Origin of the sequence: Microbacterium sp. LRZ72, assembly GCF_033792225.1 — a bacterium.
Taxonomy (GTDB): Bacteria; Actinomycetota; Actinomycetes; order Actinomycetales; family Microbacteriaceae; genus Microbacterium.
Window position 1 is genome coordinate 42,437 of the sequence record NZ_JANGEX010000006.1, and the last position, 19,317, is coordinate 61,753.

Sequence of the window (19,317 nt, forward strand, 5' to 3'; positions counted from 1 at the left end):
GGAGGCGGCATGTTCGAGAAGCGCTGGTGGGACATCGCGTTCGCGGGGGGAGGGGCCGTGCTCGTCGTCGGCATCCTCGTCGGCCTCGGTCCCGATCCCGGCGCCCGCCGCATCGAGGGGATCGTGGCGGTCGCGGTCTTCGCCGCGCTCTACGTGGGCGTCGCACGCCCCCTGATCGGCACGGCCCCGCCGCTGTGGCGCTACATCGTGCTCGTGGCCGTGTTCGGGGTCATGCTCGTGGCCGCGACGAGCATCTCGCCCTTCCTCTCCATCCTCCAGACGCTCGCGTACCCCCTCGTCTGGGTGATGTCGCCCGACCGGCGCCGCGCGATCATCGCCTCGGGCGCGATCGCGCTGTCGGTCTGGCTGGGCGTGTTCTGGGGCGGCGGCTTCGACGGGGGCGCCTTCGTGTCGGCGACGACGACGGGGGTGCTCTCGTTTGCGTTCGCCACCGCCTTCGGCCTCTGGATCTACCGCATCGCCGAGGACGGCGAAGAGCGCGGCCGGCTGCTCGCCGAGCTGACGGCGGCGCAGGAGCAGGTCGAGGCGCTCAGCCGCGAACGGGGTGCGGCGACCGAACGCGAGCGACTGGCGCGCGACATCCACGACACCCTCGCGCAGACGCTCGCCGGGCTCGTGCTGCTGGCCGAGCGCGCCGGCGCGCAGTCCCGCGACGGGCAGGCGGATGCCGCGGCGGCCACCATCGCCACGGTCGAGCAGTCGGCCCGCGAGGCGCTCGGCGAGGCCCGGGCGCTGGTCTCGCGCACGGCGGCCGTGCCGGGCGACGCGGTGCTCGAGGCGGCCGTGGACCGCCTGGTGCACCGGTTCCGCGCCGAGGCCGGCCTGACGATCGATGCGAGCGTCGACGTGGTCGAGGGCGCGGCGTCCATCGGGCGCGAGGCGCAGGTGGTCGTGCTGCGCTGTCTGCAGGAGGGCCTGGCGAACGTGCACCGGCACGCCGCCGCGACCTTCGTGCGGGTGGGGGTCGCGGTGGACGCCGCAGGAGCCGTGCGGGTGCGCATCGTGGACGACGGCCGTGGGTTCGATCCGACGTCGCCCGGATCCGGCTACGGCCTCGACGGCATGCGCGAGCGGGTGGGGCTGGCCGGGGGAGAGCTGCGCATCGACTCCGCGCCGGGCCGCGGCACCGAGGTGCTCGTGCGGCTGCCGGCTGCGGCGGCATCCGACGAGTCTCCCCCGCGGCCCGCCGAGGGCGACGGCCCGGCCGACGGCGGTCTCGGCGCCGCCGCATCGCCGACGAACGCGAGGGCCGACGCATGATCCGCCTGCTCATCGCCGACGACCACCCCGTCGTGCGCGCCGGTCTTGCCGGGCTGCTCTCGGACGAGCCGACGTTCGAGGTGGTCGGGGAGGCCCCCGATGGCGAGGCGGCCGTGCGGATGGCGGCGGCGATGCGTCCCGACGTCGTGCTGATGGACCTGCGGATGCCGGGGGTCGACGGCGTCGCCGCGACCGCCCGGATCGTCGCCGGCGAGGCCGGCGACCCGGCGCCGCGTGTGTTGATCCTCACCACCTACGAGTCCGACGACCAGATCCTCGCGGCCATCGAGGCGGGCGCGAGCGGCTATCTGCTGAAGGCGGCGCCGCAGGCCGAGATCGTGGCGGGCATCCGCTCGGTGGCTGCCGGGCAGACGGCGCTCTCTCCCCAGGTCGCGGTGACCCTCGTGCAGCGGATGCGGGAGCCTGCGGCATCCGCGTCGCTCACCGCCCGGGAGGGCGAGGTGCTGGCGCGGGTGGCCCAGGGCCGCAGCAACAAGCAGATCGCCGCTGAGCTGGGGATCGGCGAGTCGACAGTGAAGACGCACCTGCTGAAGGTCTTCGACAAGCTCGGCGTGACCGACCGCACCCGCGCCGTCACGCTGGCGATGGAACGGGGGCTGCTTCCTTAGGCCCGTGAGCCGCCCCCGGAACGCAGCCGCGAGACGGCGTCGACCGTCGCCGCCAGGATGAGCACGCCGCCCGTGACGAGAAGGTTGATGCCGGCCGGCAGGCCGAGCAGGCCGAGTCCGTTGGTGATGACGGCGATCACGAGGGCGCCGATCGCGGCGTTCACGAGGCGCCCCTTGCCGCCGAAGAGGCTGACCCCGCCGACGACGGCGGCCGCGACGCCGCTCAGCACGATGTCCCGACCGACGGTCGCGTCGACCGACCCCACCCGTGCCACGCTGAACAGCGCCGAGAGCACCGCGAGGGTCGAGCAGATCACGAATGCCCACCACATGATCATGCGCACCTTGATGCCCGACCGCCGCGCCGCCTCGGCATTGCCGCCGATCGCGTAGATGTAGCGACCGAAGCGCGTGCGGTCGAGCACGAACGTGCCGATCCAGAGCACGAGCAGCACGATCGGGACGATCAGGGGAACGCCCTGGACGGCGACGACCGATTGCCCGCGGTCCTGATTGAGCACGTAGACCACCACACCGCCGATGAGGGCGATGGCCGCGAGCTTGATCCAGACGATCGTGATGGTGCGATTCGGCACTCCCGCCCGCGTGCGCCGCCTGCGGTCCCACCAGGATGTGCCGCCCGAGACCGCGAGCATGATCGTCAGAAGCGCCCAGCCCGCCCAGACCGGGAGATTGCCATTCTGGATGGCGATGAGTTCGGGCACCTGCAGCCGGTAGAGGCCGCCGTCGCCGATGATGAGCAGCGCGAGTCCCTGGTAGCCCAGGAACAACCCCAGCGTCACGACGAAGGAGGGGATGCCCACCCTCGCCACGAAGAAGCCGATGAGCGCTCCCGTGCCGAAGCCGACGCCGAAGCCGATCAGCAGCGCGAGCGGCCAGGGCACACCGAACTGCGCGTTCAGCACGACGAAGAGCGCCATGGCCACCCCTCCCGTGACGCCGGCCGAGAGGTCGATCTGACCGAGGAGCAGCACGAAGACGAGCGCGATGCCGAGCATGACCAGCGTCGCGGCCTGGTTCATCAGATTGGCGAAGTTGCGCTCGGTGAGAAAGAACGGGCTCAGCGTGCTGAAGAGGATGCCGAGCACCACCAGACCGCCGATGGCGGGGAGGGCGCCCATGTCGCCCGAGCGCACCCGCTGCCACCAGGCCCGGATCTGGTCGACCAGGCCGCCCTCGATGCCGGAGCCGATCATCCCCTCGCTCACGAGAGGGGGAGCGGCTTCCTTCGACGTGGTGGTCATTCTGCGCCTCCCGTGGCGATCGTGCTGGTCTCCTCGAGGGTGAACCCAGGGGGAGTCTTCGTTCCGGTGATGTAGGCCACGACGTCGTCACGCGTGGTGGTGAGGGCTTCGAGCTGCGCGACGAGCTGGCCGAGGTAGAGCACGGCGATGTCGTCGGCCACGGCGAACACGTCGGCGAGGTTGTGACTGATCAGCACGACCGCGACCCCCTGTTCCGACAGCCGCCGGACGAGGTTCAGCACCTGTTCGGTCTGTGCGACGCCCAACGCGGCGGTCGGCTCATCGAGGATGACGACGCGGGCCTTCTTGAGCACCGCGCGCGCGATCGCGACGGTCTGGCGTTGACCGCCCGAGAGGGACGAGACCCGCTGCCGCACCGACTTCACGGTGCGCACCGAGAGCGATCGCAGCGTGTCGGAGGCGTCCTTCTCCATTCGGCCCTCGTCGAACGTGCCGAACGAGAGCTCCTCGCGCCCGAGGAACATGTTCTGCACGATGTCGAGGTTGTCGCAGAGCGCGAGATCCTGGTACACGACCTCGATCCCCAGGGCGGCGGCCTCGCGGGGCGTGCCCAGGTCGCGGTGCACACCGTCGATGAGCACCTCGCCCTGGTCATAGGGCTGCACGCCCGCGAGGCCCTTGATGAGCGTGGACTTGCCCGCGCCGTTGTCGCCCACGAGGGCGGTGACTCTGCCGGGGTGCACCTTCAGGTCCACGCCCTTCAGCACGGTGACGGGGCCGAAGGACTTTCTCACACCCACCAGTTCGATGATCGGGTCTGGCATCTTCGCTTCCTTGCGAGTCGGATCGGGCGTCGCCGATCGGGTCGGGATCGTGGAGCGGGGGCGTCGCGTCGTGCTGCCGACGCGACGCCCCCGCCGTGAGTGGCTACGGCGCGGTGACGCCGAACTCCTCGCAGGCCTCCATGACGTCCGGTGTGCAGACGTCGTCGTACGCGGCATCGCCGGCGGCGATCACGTCGGCGACTTCGTTCGGACCGACCAGGATCGGCGTCACCTGGATGTACGGGGTTCCGTCATCCAGCGCGGCATCCGTCTCCACGTCCTCGCCGTTGAGCAGGGCGACGGCCACGTCCACGGCGGCGGTGGCTTCGTCCTTGACGGGCTTGTAGACCGTCGCCGTCTGCCATCCGAGCAGGATGTTCTGCAGACCCGCCACGTTCGCGTCCTGGCCCGATACCGCGACGCCGGCAAGGTTGTTGTCCTGCAGCACCTTGATCACGCCGGCGGCGTTCGTGTCGTTCGCGACCCAGACGCCGTCGACCTCGCCGTCGAGGCTGGTGAGAGCCTGTTCGAAGTTGGTCTGCGACTTGGCCTGGTCCCACGCCCCCGGGGGCTCGGCCGCCGGAACGACGCCCGCCTCGGCGAGCACCTCGTCGGCGCCGTCGTGGAACATCGCGGCGTTGCCGTCGGTGGGGTCTCCGCCGACGTAGACGACCGTCGCCTCGGCGGGGTCCTTGCCCTCGGCCTCGAGGCCGTTCAGCACGGTCTGCCCCTGCATCCGGCCGACTTCCATGTTGTCGAACGAGACGTAGTAGTCGGCACCGGTGAACGGTCGGTCGTACGCGATCACCGGGATGCCCTCTGCCGAGGCCTTTTCGGCTACCGCCTCGGCGGCGCCCTGGTAGTCGACGAGCAGCATGACGCCGCACCCCTGCGTGAGCTGTTGATCCGCGATGGTGGAGTACTTCGCGACATCGCCCTGCGCGTTCTGGATGTCGACCTCGAATCCGGCCTCCTCCAGGCCTTCCTGCAGGTACTTGCGGTCGAAGTTCTCCCAGCGCGGCGATGATGCGGCGTCGGGGAGGATCACGCAGGCACGTCCGGTGGCTTCGCCGCCACCGTCCGTCGACGAGGGGGTGCTCGAGCCGGAACAGCCGGCCAGCAGCACCGCCGAGGCTCCGACGGCGGCGAGCGCCGGGAGCAGGAGAGACTTCTTCATCTTTCGCCCTTCCACGATGAACATGCGATTGCCGGAGCGTCGGTGCTCCCGCAGGACGAGCATGCTCATGTGGACGTCTGGCGTCAAGAGTTGAACACAAGAATAAAGGCGGCGTTACCGAATTGATCCCAAGTGCGGGGTTGCGCCCGTCCCGCGCTATTGCTGCCAGCACGGGGAAGCAGGCGTTCTCTACCCGCGTGAGCCGCGTGAGTGACGCCGCGCAAGGATTCAGTACCTGAATACAAGCGCCTCCAGGTACGCGCCTTGAGTTCAGTTTCGTCCGGATGCCGCACGACTGCGGCGGGACGTGGAATCGATGATCACGGCGAGCACGAGCACCATGCCGGTGACGATGAAGCGCACGGACGAGTCCAGGTTCAGCAGGGTCAGCCCAGACGAGATCGACTGGATGACGAGGATGCCGAGCAGCGCGGCCCACGCGCGCCCCCGGCCGCCGAACAAGCTCGCCCCACCGATCACCGCGGCGGCGATCGCGTTGAGGTTCGCGTCTGCGGCGCCGGAGCTCTGGTTGACCGCCGCCAGACGCGAGGCCGCGAGGATGCCCCCGGCCGCGGCCAGAGTGGAGCACAGGACGAAGGCCGAGATGTAGATGCGATCGACCCGGATGCCCGCACGGCGCGCCGCCTCGACGGAACCGCCCACCGCGTAGACGGCGCGCCCCCAGCGTGTGCGCGTGAGGGCGAAGTCCGCGACGATGACGAGCAGCACGAACAGCAGGAACGACAGCCCCACACCACGCGAGAGGTTGAGATACCACGCGGCAGCCAAGAGCCCCGCCAGCACGGCGAGGGCGCGCAGCACGATCGTGCGGGTGCTCTGGTAGGTCAGGTTCGCCCGCTCGCGCCGACGCGCGGTGCGCAGGCGCGCCGCCGCGCTGACGAGCACGGCGACCAGGATCACCGCGTACGAGGCCCAGGCCGGGAGGAACAGCTGCTGGGCGAACACGACGAGCCAGGAGTCGAACGGCAGGTTGATCGATCCCGCCTCGCCGAGCACCCACAGCTGCACGCCCAGGACGCCGAGGAGCCCCGCCAGGGTGATCACGAAGCTCGGCACGCCGAAGCGCGTGAACAGAAACCCGTAGAGCAGCCCCACGAGAGTGCCGGCGAGCACTCCGGTGAGCACGGCGACGATGAGCGGCCAGCGGGCGTCGACCATCGCGACCGCGAGCACGGCGGCCGAGAGTCCCGACACGGACCCGACCGAGAGGTCGATCTCACCGACCAGCAGCACGATGACCAAGCCGAGGGTGATGGTTCCGACCGCGGCCGACTGCAGTGTCAGGTTGACCAGGTTGGTGCTCGAGAGGAAGACGGGATTGAGGATCTGGAAGACGGCCCAGATGCCGACCAGGCCCAGCACGACGGGCAGCGCCCCCAGATCGCCGCTGCGCGTGCGTTCGACGAATGCCGCCGCGGCATCCCTCATCCGATCGCCGACACCTCCGAACGGCCGTCGCGCGGACTCAGATGCGCTCATCCCGGCCCCTTCGGCGGTGCCGTTCGTGGTCGGACAGCGAGACCACACCGGCTGCCCTCCCGTGCTCGTCGACACGATCACCGGCCACGGACAGGTCGCCCCTCGGCGGCTCGATCGCCCCGGTGATGGCGGCGAGGAGCGTCTCGGTCGTGATGTCGGCGACGTTGTACACCCCGTTGTTGCGACCGAGCCGCAGCACGGCGACCCGGTCGGCGACCGCCATCACGTCGGCCATGTTGTGGCTGACCAGGACGACCCCGTGCCCCCGTTCCCGCAGGCGCTCGATCAGGTTGAGCACCTCCGCGGTCTGCGCAACACCCAGCGCCGCCGTCGGTTCGTCGAGGATCACGATCTTCGGCTCGCCGACGAGCGACCGCGCGATCGCGACGGTCTGTCGTTGACCTCCCGACAGGGTCGAGACGTGGTCGCGCACCGAGGGGATGCGCGCGGAGAGATCGCGCAGCAGCGACCATGTGCGCTGCTCCATCTCGACCTCGTCCAGCCGGCCCTCGGTCACGAGTTCCCGACCGAGCCAGACGTTGGCCACGACGTCGAGGTTGTCGCACAGGGCAAGATCCTGGAACACCGTCGCGATCCCCAGGTCGTGGGCATCGGCGGGATCAGCGAGCGAGACCACTTCGCCGTCGAACTCGAGCGTGCCGCTGTCGGGGCCGTGCACTCCCGCGAGCATCTTCACCAGGGTGGACTTTCCCGCACCGTTGTCGCCCACGAGCGCCACGACCTCGCCTTCGTCGACCCAGAAGTCCACGCTGTTCAGGGCGCTGACGGCGCCGAAGCGCTTGGTGGCTCCGGTGACGGTGAGGATCCGGTCGCGGGTCACCGCTTGCCGGGCACGATCTCCGCCGGCGGCCTCGCTCACGGCGCGATCAATTCTGCGTCGGCGCACGCGCGGGCGTAGTTCTCGGTGCAGATCTCATCGAGTGTCCAGAAGCCATCCGCGACGATCGTCGCGGCGATGTTCGCCCGCGTGACGGCGACCGGAAGGAGCAGCGTCGCGGGGACGCCGTCGATGTGCACCGGCGAGCTGACCTCCTCGCCCTCGGCGAGGGCCACCGCGATCTCGGCGGCCTTGCGCGCCTGGGGGCGCACGTCCTTGAAGACCGTCATGAACTGGTCGCCCGTGATGATCCGCTGGATCGCCGCGAGTTCGGCATCCTGGCCCGTCACGAGGGGGAGCGGGCTGACGTTCGCGCTGCGCAGCGCCGAGATGGCACCGCTCGCCGTGCCGTCGTTCGCGGCATAGACACCCTCGATCCGGTCACCGAAGCGGGCGATCTGCCCGGACACCCACTCCTGGGCCTTGTCCGGGCTCCAATCCGGGGTGTCGTACGAGGCGAGCACCTCAAGATGGCTCGACTCGATCACGCTGAGTGCGCCCTCCTCGAACTGGGGAGCGTTGCTGTCGGTGGGCGATCCGTTGACCATCAGGATGCCGCCGTCCCCGCCCGTCGCGAGGGCGTTGACGAGAGCCTGCGCCTGCAGCACGCCGACGAGGTCGTTGTCGAACGAGACGTAGTAGGCCACGTCGCCGCCGGCGATCAGCCGGTCGTAGGACACCACCGGCACGCCCAGGCCCGACGCGGCGTTGACGATGCTGACCGCCGCCTCCGCATCGACGGGGTCGAGCACCAGCACCGACACTCCCGCGGCGAGCAGCGACTCCGCCTGCTCCTGCTGCTTGCCCATGTCCTGATCGGCGTTGGCGTAGAGCACGTCGTAGTCGCCGAGCTCGGCGACACGCTCCTCGAAGTACGGGCGGTCGAAGCTCTCGTATCGAGCGGTCTTCGCATCTGGCAGGAGCAGGCCGATCGTCTGCGATCCGGCATCCGCGCCGACGCATCCGGTCAGCATCACGGCGGTCACGCAGAGCGCGAGAGCAGAGCCGAGCAACGCGGGAGCGCGCGAGTCCCGGCGAGGGTGGTTCACCATCGGATCAGCATCCGATCACCGTCGAATCGACATTGAATCAGCGTCCACGCGGCGTGGACACTCGTTGAGTCTAGGCTCGCGCCCGCGCTCAGGCGGGCAGCGCGGCGGAGTCCGCATCGACGACGACGTGATCGAGGGCCAGGGCGATCGCGCCCCGCGTCTCGGTCCATTCGCCGAAGCTGCACTCCATGATCTCGGGCAGCTCGCCCGATGCCGACAGGGCGGCGCGCTCGAGCGCGTGCCGCATCGGTGCGAGGAGGATCTCCCCCGCGCGGGAGAGCTCGCCGCCGACGACGATCACCTCGGGATCGAACAGATTCGTCAGGCTCGCGGCGGCGATGCCGAGGTGCTTGCCCGCGTCGGCGACGACCCGGCGTGCCCGTGCGTCGCCGACATCGGCGGCCTGCACCAGGTCGCTCAGCCGGCGGAAGGCTCCGTCGGCGCCGAACAGACCCAGCAGCGCCGGCCCGCCGGCATACATCTCGAGGCAGCCGCGGTTGGAGCAGCGGCAGACCGGGCCGTTCTCGTCGAGCGTGATGTGACCGATCTGCCCCGCCTTGCCGTTGACGCCGCGAAAGAGATCGCCGCCCACGACGAGACCGGCACTGATGGTCTGCCCGACGCGGATGTACACCGACGATGCCGATGTGCGCGTGGCTCCCTCGCGGGCCTCGGCAAGCCCGCCCAGGTTCGCTTCGCTGTCGATGAAGACCTCGCGCCCGGTGCGCCTGGCCAGGCTGGCCGCGATATCCACGCCCTCCCAGCCGCGCAGCAGTCCCGGCGCCGAGACGCGACCGGTCGTCGGGTCGATGGGGGCGGGCAGGGCCAGTCCGATGGCCAGGATGTCGCTCAGCGAGCCGCCGATCGACTCCGTCATGTCGCTGAGCAGCAGCGTGAGGCGGTCCAGCTCGGCGTCGTGGCGATGGTCGACGGGAAGCGGAAGGGTGGACTGGCTGACGATCGTGCGCGTGGCATCGGCGATCGCGATGTGCAGGTGGCGCGACGAGAAGTGCACCCCCGCGACGATGCCGAGCCGGCGCGCGAGCGAGACGAGCGTCGCGCGTCGGCCACTGCGCGAGGTGTTGGAGGTGTGCAGGATGCCGGCGGCGGTGAGCTCCTTGACGATGTTCGACACCGTCGCGGGCGAGAGCCCCGTGATGCCCGCCAGCTCGACCTGCGTCAGCCGTCCGTAGCGCTTCAGGCTGTCGATCACGCGGGCGCGGTTCGCCTCTCGCAGGGACGACTGCGATCCCGGAGAGGCCTGGTGCCGTGCCACGAGGGTCACTGTACCCGACCGCTCCGGGACGGACGGCGCCGATCGTGGCACCTCGCCGGCCCCTGCTGCGCGTGAGAAACCACCGTTCGCGCGAGGCTGGCCGCGATGCGGTTCGATTCGCGCGAACGGTGGTTTATCGCCTGGACCGCTCCGGGACCGTCGCGGGCCTCAGACCTCGACGAGAAAGCGGGAGTACGCGCCCAGGGTGAGGAACGTCGGGAACTCCTCCCGCAGCGCCACGTCGCGGAACACGTCCGCGGCATCCGCGAACCGGTCGCCTTCGGTGCGATCGACCGAGCCGAGCACGTCGGCGATCAGCCCCTCGACGTAGTCGGAGGTGATCGGAGTGCCGTCCTCGAGGCGACGGTCCTGGTGGATCCACTGCCAGATCTGCGACCGCGAGATCTCGGCCGTCGCGGCATCCTCCATGAGGTTGTCGATCGCGACCGCGCCCTGCCCGCGCAGCCACGCCTCGAGGTAGCGGATCGCCACCGAGACGTTGCCCCGCACTCCGGCGGCCGTGATGGGCAGGCCGATGTGCACGTCCAGCAGGTCGGCGGCCCGCACATCGACGTCGTCGCGGGTGCGCTCGAGCTGGTTCGGCCGGTCGCCGAGCACGGCGTCGAACTCGGCGCGCGCCACGTCGATCAGGTCGGGGTGGGCTACCCATGTGCCGTCGAAACCGTCGCCCGCCTCGCGCTTCTTGTCGGCGGCGACCTTCTCGAACGCCCGCGCCGTCACCTCGGGATCGCGACGGCTCGGGATGAACGCGCTCATGCCGCCGATCGCGTGCGCTCCCCGCTTGTGGCAGGTCTGCACGAGCAGCTCGGTGTAGGCACGCATGAACGGCACCGTCATCGTCACCTCGCTGCGGTCGGGGAGCACGAACCGTGCGCCGCGCCCGCGGTAGTTCTTGATGATCGAGAAGATGTAGTCCCAGCGTCCGGCGTTCAGGCCGGCGCAGTGGTCGCGCAGCTCGAACAGGATCTCGTCCATCTCGAATGCGGCCGGCAGGGTCTCGATCAGCACCGTCGCCCGGATCGTGCCGTGCGGGATGCCGAGGTGCCGCTCGCTGAAGGTGAACACCTGGTCCCAGAGGCGCGCTTCCTCGGCGCTCTCGATCTTGGCGATGTAGAAGTAGGGCCCGCGGCCGGCGTCGATCAGCGCCTGCGCGTTGTGGAAGAAGTAGAGCCCGAAGTCCACCAGCGAACCGGATGCCGCCATCGGCCGACCGGCGCGGTCGGTGACCCGCAGGTGCTTCTCCACCAGGTGCCAGCCCCGGGGCCGCATCACGATCGTCGGCGTGTGCTCCGCCGTGACCTCGTAGCGCTTGCCCGGCGCGGTCCCGGAGGCGGGGCCGGTGAACGAGAGCTGTCCGCGGATCGCGTCGTACAGCGAGAGCTGCCCCTCGATCACGTTGCGCCATGTCGGGCTCGTCGCATCCTCCTGGTCGGCGAGCCACACCCTGGCGCCGGAGTTGAGGGCGTTGATCGTCATCTTCGGATCGGTCGGGCCGGTGATCTCGACGCGGCGGTCCTCCAGGCCGGGGCCGGCGCCCGCGACGCGCCACTCGGTGTCGTCGCGGATGTGCGCCGTGTCGTCGCGGAAGCGGGGGTCGCGCCCGTTGCCGATCTCGTAGCGTCGGCGCATCCGGTCGGCGAGCCGGTCGTGCCGGGCCCCCGAGAACCGGGCGTGCAGCTCGGCGAGGAACGCGACGGCATCCGGCGTGAGGATCTCGTCGTAGCGGTCACGCATGGCCCCGAGGATCTCGATCGACGGGCCCGTCTGTGTTGTGCGGGGGTGTGGGGCGGGCGCGATGCCCGTGGCTGTCGCGGTCATGGCTGGTCCTTTACCGTTCTGCATGTCCCACCTCTTCATCCTTCCCGAGGGTCTTGGGATGAAGAGGTGGGACATGCGGGGATGGGTGGCATGTGATGTGGCCGGTGTGCGGGCGGTCGGCGGTCCACGTCAGTGGAACTGCTGCGCCTCGGTGGATCCCGCCAGCGCGAGGGTGGCGCTGTCGGGGTTGAGCGCGGTCGAGACGACGTCGAAGTAGCCGGTGCCCACCTCGCGCTGGTGCTTGGTGGCCGTGTACCCGCGCGCCTCGGCGGCGAACTCCGCCTCCTGCAGCTCGACGTAGGCGCTCATGGCGCGATCGGCGTACCCGGTCGCCAGGTCGAACATCGCGTGGTTGACCGCGTGGAAACCGGCGAGGGTGATGAACTGGAACGCGTACCCCAGCTCGGCCAGCTCGCGCTGGAACGACGCGATCTGATCGTCGTCGAGGTGACGCTTCCAGTTGAAGCTCGGCGAGCAGTTGTAGGCCAGCAGCTTGCCGGGGTGCTCCGCGTGCACGGCCTCGGCGAAGGCGCGGGCCAGGGCGATGTCGGGCTCACCCGTCTCGACCCAGAGCAGGTCGGCGTAGGGGGCGAACGCGAGGCCGCGGCTGACAACGGCATCCAGCCCCGGTCGCACCCGGTAGAAGCCCTCGGTGGTGCGTTCCCCGGTCGTGAACTCGCGGTCGCGGGGATCGACGTCGCTCGTGAGCAGGTCGGCGGCGAGCGCGTCGGTGCGGGCGATGATCACCGTCGGGGTGCCCGCGACGTCGGCGGCCAGGCGCGCGGCGTTCAGGGTGCGGATGTGCTGCCGCGTCGGCACCAGCACCTTGCCGCCGAGATGCCCGCACTTCTTCTCGCTCGCGAGCTGATCCTCGAGGTGGATGCCGGCGGCACCGGCCCGGATGAGCGACTGCGCGAGTTCGTAGGCGTTGAGGACGCCGCCGAATCCCGCCTCGGCGTCCGCGACGATGGGCGCCATCCAGTCCTGCGTCATCGTGCCCTCGGCGTGCTCGAGCTGGTCCTGCCGCAGCAGCGCGTTGTTGATGCGGCGCACGACGGCGGGCACGGAGTCGGCCGGGTACAGCGACTGGTCGGGGTAGGTCTCGCCCGCCAGGTTGCCGTCGGCCGCGACCTGCCACCCGCTCAGGTAGATCGCCTTCAGTCCGGCACGCACCTGCTGCACGGCCTGCCCGCCCGTGTAAGCGCCGAGTGCCCGCACGTACTCCTCGGTCTGCAGCAGGTTCCACAGGTTCTCGGCCCCGCGGCGGGCGAGGGTCGCGTCTTCGCGCACCGACCCGCGGATGCGGACGACGTCCTCCGCGGTATAGGTGCGGGCGATGCCGTCCCAGCGGGGATCGGTGTCCCACTGCTGCTGCAGCTCGGCGGCGGTCTGCGTCTGGTCTCCGGCGCGGAGGGGAGGGTTGCCGGGGGTGGCCTGGATCGACATTCGAGGTCTCCTTCGTCGTGACGTGATCCGCGGTGTGCGTGATCCCACTCTCCGTGAAGTTCGTGCCATGAATCAGTCATTTGCAAGGAGAAGATTGCGCATATTTCTGCTTTCGTGACAGAATCCCCGCCATGGCGATCGCAGAAGTCAGTGAATACGAGGACGCGGATGCCGACGCCCTGACCATCGGGCGACGCATCCGGCAGCTGCGCACCGAGCGCGGCATGACGCTCGAGCAGCTCGCGGGGGCGGTCGAGCGCGCGCCGAGCCAGCTGTCGATGATCGAGACCGGCAAGCGCGAGCCCAAGCTCACGCTGCTGCGCGCGATCGCCAAGGCGCTCGGCACCAGCATCGATGCACTGCTCGAGGCAGAGCCGCTCGACGAACGCGCCGCGCTCGAGATCGGCCTCGAGCGGGCAATGAAGGGGCAGACGTTCCGAGCCCTCGGCATCCCGCCGTTCCGCATCGGCAAGACGATCCCCGACGACGCGCTGCGGACGATGCTGGCGCTGCAGGCCGAGATCGAGCGGCTGCGCGACGAGCGCGCCGCGACGCCCGAAGAGGCGCGGCGCGCCAACGTCGACCTGCGCCATCTCATGCGCGAGCAGAAGAACTACTTCGGCGATCTCGAGAACCAGGCCGGGAAGATTCTGGATGCCGTCGGTCACCCGGGCGGTCCGCTCACCCAGCGCACGGCATCCGACATCGCCGCCCACCTCGGATTCACGCTGCACTACGTCGCCGACCTGCCCCAGACCACCCGCAGCGTCGCCGACCTGCGAAACGGACGGCTGTATCTGTCGAGCCGGCTGTCGGCGAAGGGCGACCCGCGCACGGCGGTGCTGCAGGCGCTGTCGAGCCGCATCCTCGGCCACACCGAGCCGCGCAGCTACGCCGAGTTCCTGCGCCAGCGGGTGGAGACCAACTACCTCACGGGCGCTCTGCTGATCCCCGAGGGCCACGCGGTCCCGTTCCTGCAGGAGGCGAAGGCGAACCGGGCGATCTCGATCGAGGATCTGCGCGATGCCTACTCCGTCTCGTACGAGACGGCGGCGCACCGCTTCACCAACCTCGCGAGCGTGCACCTCGGCATCCCGGTGCACTTTCTCAAGGTGCACGAGTCGGGCACGATCACCAAGGCCTACGAGAACGACGACGTGAACTTTCCCACAGACCGGCTCGGGTCCATCGAGGGGCAGATGTGCTGCCGGCGCTGGACGAGCCGCGTCGTCTTCGACGAGGACGACCGCTTCAACCCTTATTACCAGTACACGGACACCGGCAACGGCACCTACTGGTGCACCGCGCGCGTCGAGCACTCGAGCGAGGGCGCGCACTCGGTGAGCGTGGGGGTGCGCTTCGACGACACCAAGTGGTTCCTCGGTCGCGACACGACGAACCGGGGAGTGTCGAAGCACTCGGTCGAGGTGTGCTGCCGACGGGCGCCCGCCGAGCTCGAAGCCGCGTGGCGCGAGAACGCATGGCCGAATGTGCGCACCCCGCGCACGCTGCTCGCGACGCTGCCGACGGGCTCGTTCCCGGGCGTGGACTCGACCGAGGTGTACGAGTTCCTGCAGGCGCACGCGCCGGCGTAGCGCCGGCATCGGCTCGCGTCACCCCCCGAGCGCGCGCAGATCGGCCCAGAGCTCCGCGCGGGCCGCGAAGGCGCGCAGGTCGCGGTCGAGCAGGCGGGCGGCGAGCGCGGTGCGGGTGCGCACCGTGTGCCGGTGGATGCCGAGGGTGCGGGCTGTGGCCTCGCCCTCGCCGTCGTGCTCGAGCCATGCGCGCAGCGTCGCGATGAGCTCCGAGCCGTGCGCGGCATCGTGATCGACCAGCGGCGCGAGACGCGCCCGCGCCACCGCGCGTGCCGCTTCGGCGGGCACCAGACCGATCACGCCCAGGTGCGCCGTCTCGTCGAAGCGCCAGACGCCCGCACGAGCCCCGCTCTGCAGGGCGATCCGCGCCTGGACCAGCCCGTCCTCGAAGCGGTCGTACGGCACGGGATCCGACTCCCCGAAGCGCACGCCGTGCCGTGCGGCGACGTCGGCGAGCGCATCCGCACCGGTGCCGACCGCGGGCCGGACGAGCACGACGCTGTCCTGCACGCCCGCGTAGATCACCGGTCCCGCGTCCGCCCTCGTATCCAGAGCCTCGAGCAGGGCCTCGCGGCGGTCGGATGCCGCATCCGTTACGGCGATCCGAACCGGCGCCGCGGGAAGGCCGCCCCAGAGCTCGCCGGCGACGCGTTCGGCGATCGGCGTCGCCCCGAACCGCAGCAGCTCGATGAGTGCGCCGCGCAGCCCGGAGCGCGCGACGCCCAGGCTGCGCTCCTGCTCCAGCGCGAGTCCCGCCAGTGCCACGACGAACGTGACGACGCCGCGCGCCTCGGGGTCGAGCCCGCCCTCCGTCGCGATCACCCCGCGCACGCGGGCCCCCGCGCCGACGGTCTGGAGCAGGTACGACGCGCCGGCGACCTCCACCGTCGCAGCCGCGTGCCCGCCACGACGCAGCATGTGACGCGCCTCGTCTCCGAGCGACGGGGGAGCGGCGGATGCCGCCGGCCCGGCCGCGTCGTGGCGCTCGAGCACACCGGCCGCATCGAACAGCCCCACCCACCCGTTCAGCTGCCGCGCGAGCTCGGCGAGCGTCGCGCCGAGGGCGTCGGGCTTCAGCGCAGCCAGGGCGATCTGGCGCTGCGCGCCGAGCGCCCAGCTGCGACGCGCATACGCCTGGGCGGCGACGGCCTCGGCGTTCGCCCGGGCGATGGCGATGAACGGCGTGCCGTACGGCACCTCGAACAGGGGGATCCGATGCCGGCGGCATGCGGCGATCAGCGCCGGCGGCACGCCCTCGCGCACCACGTCGGTGCCGAACCCCAGCGCCACCACACCGCTCGTCGCGAGCCGGGCGACGTACGCGTCATACACACCGGACCCGTCGGCCCCGGTGAACTGGATGCCGGTGGTCAGCAGCGCCAGGCCCTCCGAGAGGAAGGGGGTCGGGTCGGCGAGGTCCGAGCTGTGCACCCACCGGATCGGATGGTCGAGCGCAGCGGCATCCGCCTCCATCGCGCCGCCCGCCGGACGAAGGTCGAGGTCCGCGTTCGTCAAGAGCGTGCGCAGGGTGGGCGGTGGCGGCGAGACGTGCATGGTTCATGTGTACACCGCGTATGGTCTGCGGCCAAGAGTTGTACGAGGTGGCGGATGTCCTGCGCGGGGATCGGTCGTACGCTCGCCCCATGACCGTGATGGATGACGACCGCCCGATCCTCGCCGGCGGGCCCGCGCTCGCCCAGGAGCGGCGCCTGCTGACCAGCCTGCCGGGGCCCCGATCCCGCGAGGTCCTCGAGCGCAAGGCCGCAGCCGTCGCGGCCGGAGTGGGGCACGCGGTGCCCATCGCCGCCGTCGCTGCGGGGGGCGGCGTGGTGGTGGATGCCGACGGCAACTCGCTCATCGACCTCGGCTCGGGCATCGCAGTGACGACGGCCGGCAACGCCAACCCGCGGGTCGTGGCCGCGGTGACGGAGCAGCTCACCCGCTTCACACACACCTGCTTCATGGTCTCGCCCTACGAGTCGTACGTGGTGGTCGCCGAGGCACTGAACCGGCTGACGCCCGGCGACCACGCGAAGCGCTCGGTGCTGTTCAACTCCGGCGCCGAGGCCGTCGAGAATGCGGTCAAGATCGCGCGCAAGCACACCGGGCGGCAGGCCGTCATCGCCTTCGAACACGCGTACCACGGCCGCACCAACCTCACGATGGCGCTGACGGCCAAGAACATGCCCTACAAGCACGGCTTCGGCCCGTTCGCGGGCGAGGTGTACCGCGCGCCGGTGTCGTACCCGTTCCGGGATCATCTGACGGGGCCGGATGCGGCGGCGCTCGCGATCGCACAGATCGACAAGCAGGTCGGCGCCGACAACATCGCCGCGGTCGTCATCGAGCCGATCCAGGGTGAGGGCGGCTTCATCGTGCCCGCCGAGGGGTTTCTGCCCCAGCTGGCGGCGTGGTGCCGCGACAACGGCATCGTATTCATCGCCGACGAGGTGCAGACCGGCTTCGCACGCACGGGGCGCTGGTTCGCGAGCGAGCACTTCGGGGTCGTGCCCGATCTGGTGGTGACGGCCAAGGGGATCGCCGACGGACTGCCCCTGGCAGCCGTGACCGGCCGTGCCGACATCATGGACTCGCCGCACGTCGGCGGGCTCGGGGGCACCTACGGCGGCAACCCGCTCGCGTGCGCCGCGGCGCTGGCCACCATCGACGCGTACGAGCACGACGGTCTGCTCGCCCGCGCCGACGAGATCAGCACGCGCCTGCTCGACCGGCTGCGCCGCGTGCAGGCGAGCGACCCTCGCCTGGGAGACGTGCGCGGACGCGGCGCGATGGTCGCCGCCGAGTTCGTCGATCCGGCGACGAACGCCCCGGATGCCGCGCTCACCGCCCGCGTGGCGGCGGCGTGCATCGCGCAGGGGGTCATCGTGCTCACCTGCGGCACCTACGGCAACGTCATCCGCTTTCTGCCGCCCCTGACGATCCCCGACCACCTTCTCGAGGAGGGCCTCGACGTGCTCGAGGCCGCCCTCGCGCAGGCCTGACCGAAGGAGTACCGATGACCGACGCGACCGAACGAGTCCTGCTCGAGAGCCTGCCCGGCGGGCTCTTCATCGGCGGGGAGTGGGGCCCCGCCGCAGACGACCGAACCTTCGAGGTGCGCGACCCGGCGACGGGGCGCGTGCTCGCCGAGGTGGCCGATGCGTCGCCCGAGGACGGCATCCGCGCCCTCGACGCCGCCGTCGCCGCGCAGGACGAGTGGGCCCTGACGGCGCCCCGACGGCGCAGCGACATCCTGCGCCGCGCGTTCGACCTCGTGCAGGAGCGCAAGGAGGAGCTCGCCCTGCTGATGACGCTCGAGATGGGCAAGCCGCTCGCCGAATCCCGCGGCGAGGTCGTCTACGGCGGCGAGTTCCTGCGCTGGTTCTCGGAGGAGGCGGTGCGCATCGCCGGCCGCTATGGTGGCAACCCCGAGGGCACGGGACGTATCGTCGTCTCGCAGCGCCCCGTCGGGCCGTCCTTCTTCATCACGCCCTGGAACTTTCCGCTCGCGATGGCGACGCGCAAGATCGCCCCCGCACTGGCGGCCGGCTGCACCGTCGTGATCAAGCCGGCGGGGCTGACGCCGCTGACGACCCTGCTGTTCACGCAGATCCTGCAGGATGCCGGAGTGCCGGCGGGCGTGGTCAATGTGGTCACCTCGTCGTCCTCGTCGTCGCTCGCGGCGCCGATCATCGCCGACCCGCGCCTGCGCAAGCTCTCGTTCACCGGCTCGACCGAGGTGGGGCGAAAGCTCATCGCCCAGTCGGCGGAGGGCGTGCTGCGCGTGTCGATGGAGCTCGGTGGCAACGCGCCCTTCGTCGTGTTCGACGACGCCGACCTCGACACGGCGGTCGACGGCGCGATGCTGGCCAAGTTCCGCAACATCGGCCAGGCGTGCACGGCGGCCAACCGCTTCATCGTGCACGAGTCGGTCGCCGACGAGTTCGCCGACCGCCTCACGCGCCGCGTGGCGCAGATGCGGGTCGGGCGGGGCACCGACGACGACGTGCAGATCGGCCCGCTCATCGACGAGGATGCCGTGGCCAAGGCCGCCGCGCTCGTCTCCGACGCCGTCGAGCGCGGCGCCCGGCTGCGCACCGGCGGGAGCGCGCGGGAGGGCGAAGGCACATTCTTCGAACCGACGGTCGTCAGCGACGTCGCCGCCGGCAGCGACATCCTGCGGGAGGAGATCTTCGGGCCCGTGCTCGCGATCGCCACGTTCGCCGACGAGGACGAGGCCGTGCGCATGGCCAACGACACGCCCTACGGGCTCGTCTCGTACGTCTTCACCGAGGATCTCGCGCGCGGGCACCGCATGATCGACCGCATCGAGACGGGCATGATGGGGCTGAACGCGGGGGTGGTCTCCAACGCGGCGGCGCCGTTCGGCGGCGTGAAGCAGTCGGGCGTCGGCCGTGAGGGCGGCTTCGAGGGCATCCACGAGTACCTGTCGACGAAGTACACGCTCATCCCCGCCTGAACCGGTCCCGAATCCCGGCGAGAACGCGCGTGCACGTCTTCGGCGCGAAACCGAGACATGCGCGCGTTCTCGGTGCCGGGGGACGGGTTATTCA

Annotated in this window: 15 protein-coding genes; 5 read left to right on the forward strand and 10 right to left on the reverse strand. The window is 70.7% G+C overall.

Translation table 11 applies throughout. From position 1 onward, the window contains the following. The first annotated feature begins 9 nt into the window (after positions 1-9). Entirely contained in the window at positions 10-1,281 is a 1,272-nt protein-coding gene (locus tag M4I32_RS08325; protein ID WP_319034020.1) for a sensor histidine kinase, read from the forward strand. Beyond that, positions 1,278-1,910 (forward strand): response regulator transcription factor, encoded by a 633-nt coding sequence (locus tag M4I32_RS08330; RefSeq protein WP_319034021.1) that lies wholly within the window; start codon positions 1,278-1,280, stop codon positions 1,908-1,910. Before M4I32_RS08325 ends, M4I32_RS08330 begins: the two co-directional genes overlap by 4 nt. Here M4I32_RS08330 and M4I32_RS08335 read toward each other — a convergent pair. The 9 genes from M4I32_RS08335 to aceA form a co-directional block, all read right to left on the reverse strand. After that, on the reverse strand, positions 1,907-3,175 hold the full coding sequence (locus tag M4I32_RS08335) for an ABC transporter permease subunit (RefSeq protein ID WP_319034022.1): 1,269 nt from the start codon (positions 3,173-3,175) through the stop codon (positions 1,907-1,909). The two genes, M4I32_RS08330 and M4I32_RS08335, sit on opposite strands and share 4 nt — an antisense overlap. Next, entirely contained in the window at positions 3,172-3,960 is a 789-nt protein-coding gene (locus tag M4I32_RS08340; protein WP_319034023.1) for an ATP-binding cassette domain-containing protein, read from the reverse strand. The genes M4I32_RS08335 and M4I32_RS08340 overlap by 4 nt, the downstream gene beginning before the upstream one ends. Before the next feature lie 103 nt (positions 3,961-4,063). Beyond that, positions 4,064-5,206, reverse strand: a complete 1,143-nt coding sequence (locus M4I32_RS08345) for a sugar ABC transporter substrate-binding protein (protein ID WP_319034024.1) — start codon at positions 5,204-5,206, stop codon at positions 4,064-4,066. 201 nt (positions 5,207-5,407) lie between these two features. After that, positions 5,408-6,586 (reverse strand): ABC transporter permease subunit, encoded by a 1,179-nt coding sequence (locus tag M4I32_RS08350; RefSeq protein ID WP_319034141.1) that lies wholly within the window; start codon positions 6,584-6,586, stop codon positions 5,408-5,410. A 37-nt stretch (positions 6,587-6,623) separates the two neighbouring features. After that, the gene (locus M4I32_RS08355; RefSeq protein ID WP_319034025.1) at positions 6,624-7,517 is read right to left on the reverse strand and encodes an ATP-binding cassette domain-containing protein; all 894 of its coding nucleotides are present in this window, start codon (positions 7,515-7,517) and stop codon (positions 6,624-6,626) included. After that, complete coding sequence (locus tag M4I32_RS08360) at positions 7,514-8,587, reverse strand: sugar ABC transporter substrate-binding protein (RefSeq protein WP_319034026.1); 1,074 nt, start codon at positions 8,585-8,587, stop codon at positions 7,514-7,516. Before M4I32_RS08360 ends, M4I32_RS08355 begins: the two co-directional genes overlap by 4 nt. A gap of 88 nt (positions 8,588-8,675) precedes the next feature. Next, positions 8,676-9,863 (reverse strand): ROK family transcriptional regulator, encoded by a 1,188-nt coding sequence (locus M4I32_RS08365; RefSeq protein ID WP_319034027.1) that lies wholly within the window; start codon positions 9,861-9,863, stop codon positions 8,676-8,678. Between the two features lie 168 nt (positions 9,864-10,031). Next, a complete protein-coding gene (gene aceB / locus M4I32_RS08370; protein ID WP_319034028.1) occupies positions 10,032-11,702 on the reverse strand; it encodes a malate synthase A in 1,671 nt (556 codons plus the stop codon). A gap of 129 nt (positions 11,703-11,831) precedes the next feature. Then, a complete protein-coding gene (gene aceA / locus M4I32_RS08375) occupies positions 11,832-13,148 on the reverse strand; it encodes an isocitrate lyase (protein WP_319034029.1) in 1,317 nt (438 codons plus the stop codon). Positions 13,149-13,279: 131 nt separating this feature from the next. Between aceA and M4I32_RS08380 the strand changes: the two genes are divergently transcribed. Further along, on the forward strand, positions 13,280-14,743 hold the full coding sequence (locus tag M4I32_RS08380) for a helix-turn-helix domain-containing protein (protein WP_319034030.1): 1,464 nt from the start codon (positions 13,280-13,282) through the stop codon (positions 14,741-14,743). Positions 14,744-14,761: 18 nt separating this feature from the next. Here the strand turns inward: M4I32_RS08380 and M4I32_RS08385 are convergent, their stop codons facing one another. Continuing rightward, entirely contained in the window at positions 14,762-16,297 is a 1,536-nt protein-coding gene (locus M4I32_RS08385; protein WP_319034031.1) for a PucR family transcriptional regulator, read from the reverse strand. Between the two features lie 89 nt (positions 16,298-16,386). Between M4I32_RS08385 and gabT the strand changes: the two genes are divergently transcribed. Together gabT and M4I32_RS08395 are read left to right on the forward strand one after the other, a co-directional pair. Continuing rightward, complete coding sequence (gene gabT / locus M4I32_RS08390; RefSeq protein ID WP_319034032.1) at positions 16,387-17,745, forward strand: 4-aminobutyrate--2-oxoglutarate transaminase; 1,359 nt, start codon at positions 16,387-16,389, stop codon at positions 17,743-17,745. A 14-nt stretch (positions 17,746-17,759) separates the two neighbouring features. Continuing rightward, a complete protein-coding gene (locus tag M4I32_RS08395) occupies positions 17,760-19,223 on the forward strand; it encodes an NAD-dependent succinate-semialdehyde dehydrogenase (protein WP_319034033.1) in 1,464 nt (487 codons plus the stop codon). Positions 19,224-19,317 lie beyond the last annotated feature (94 nt).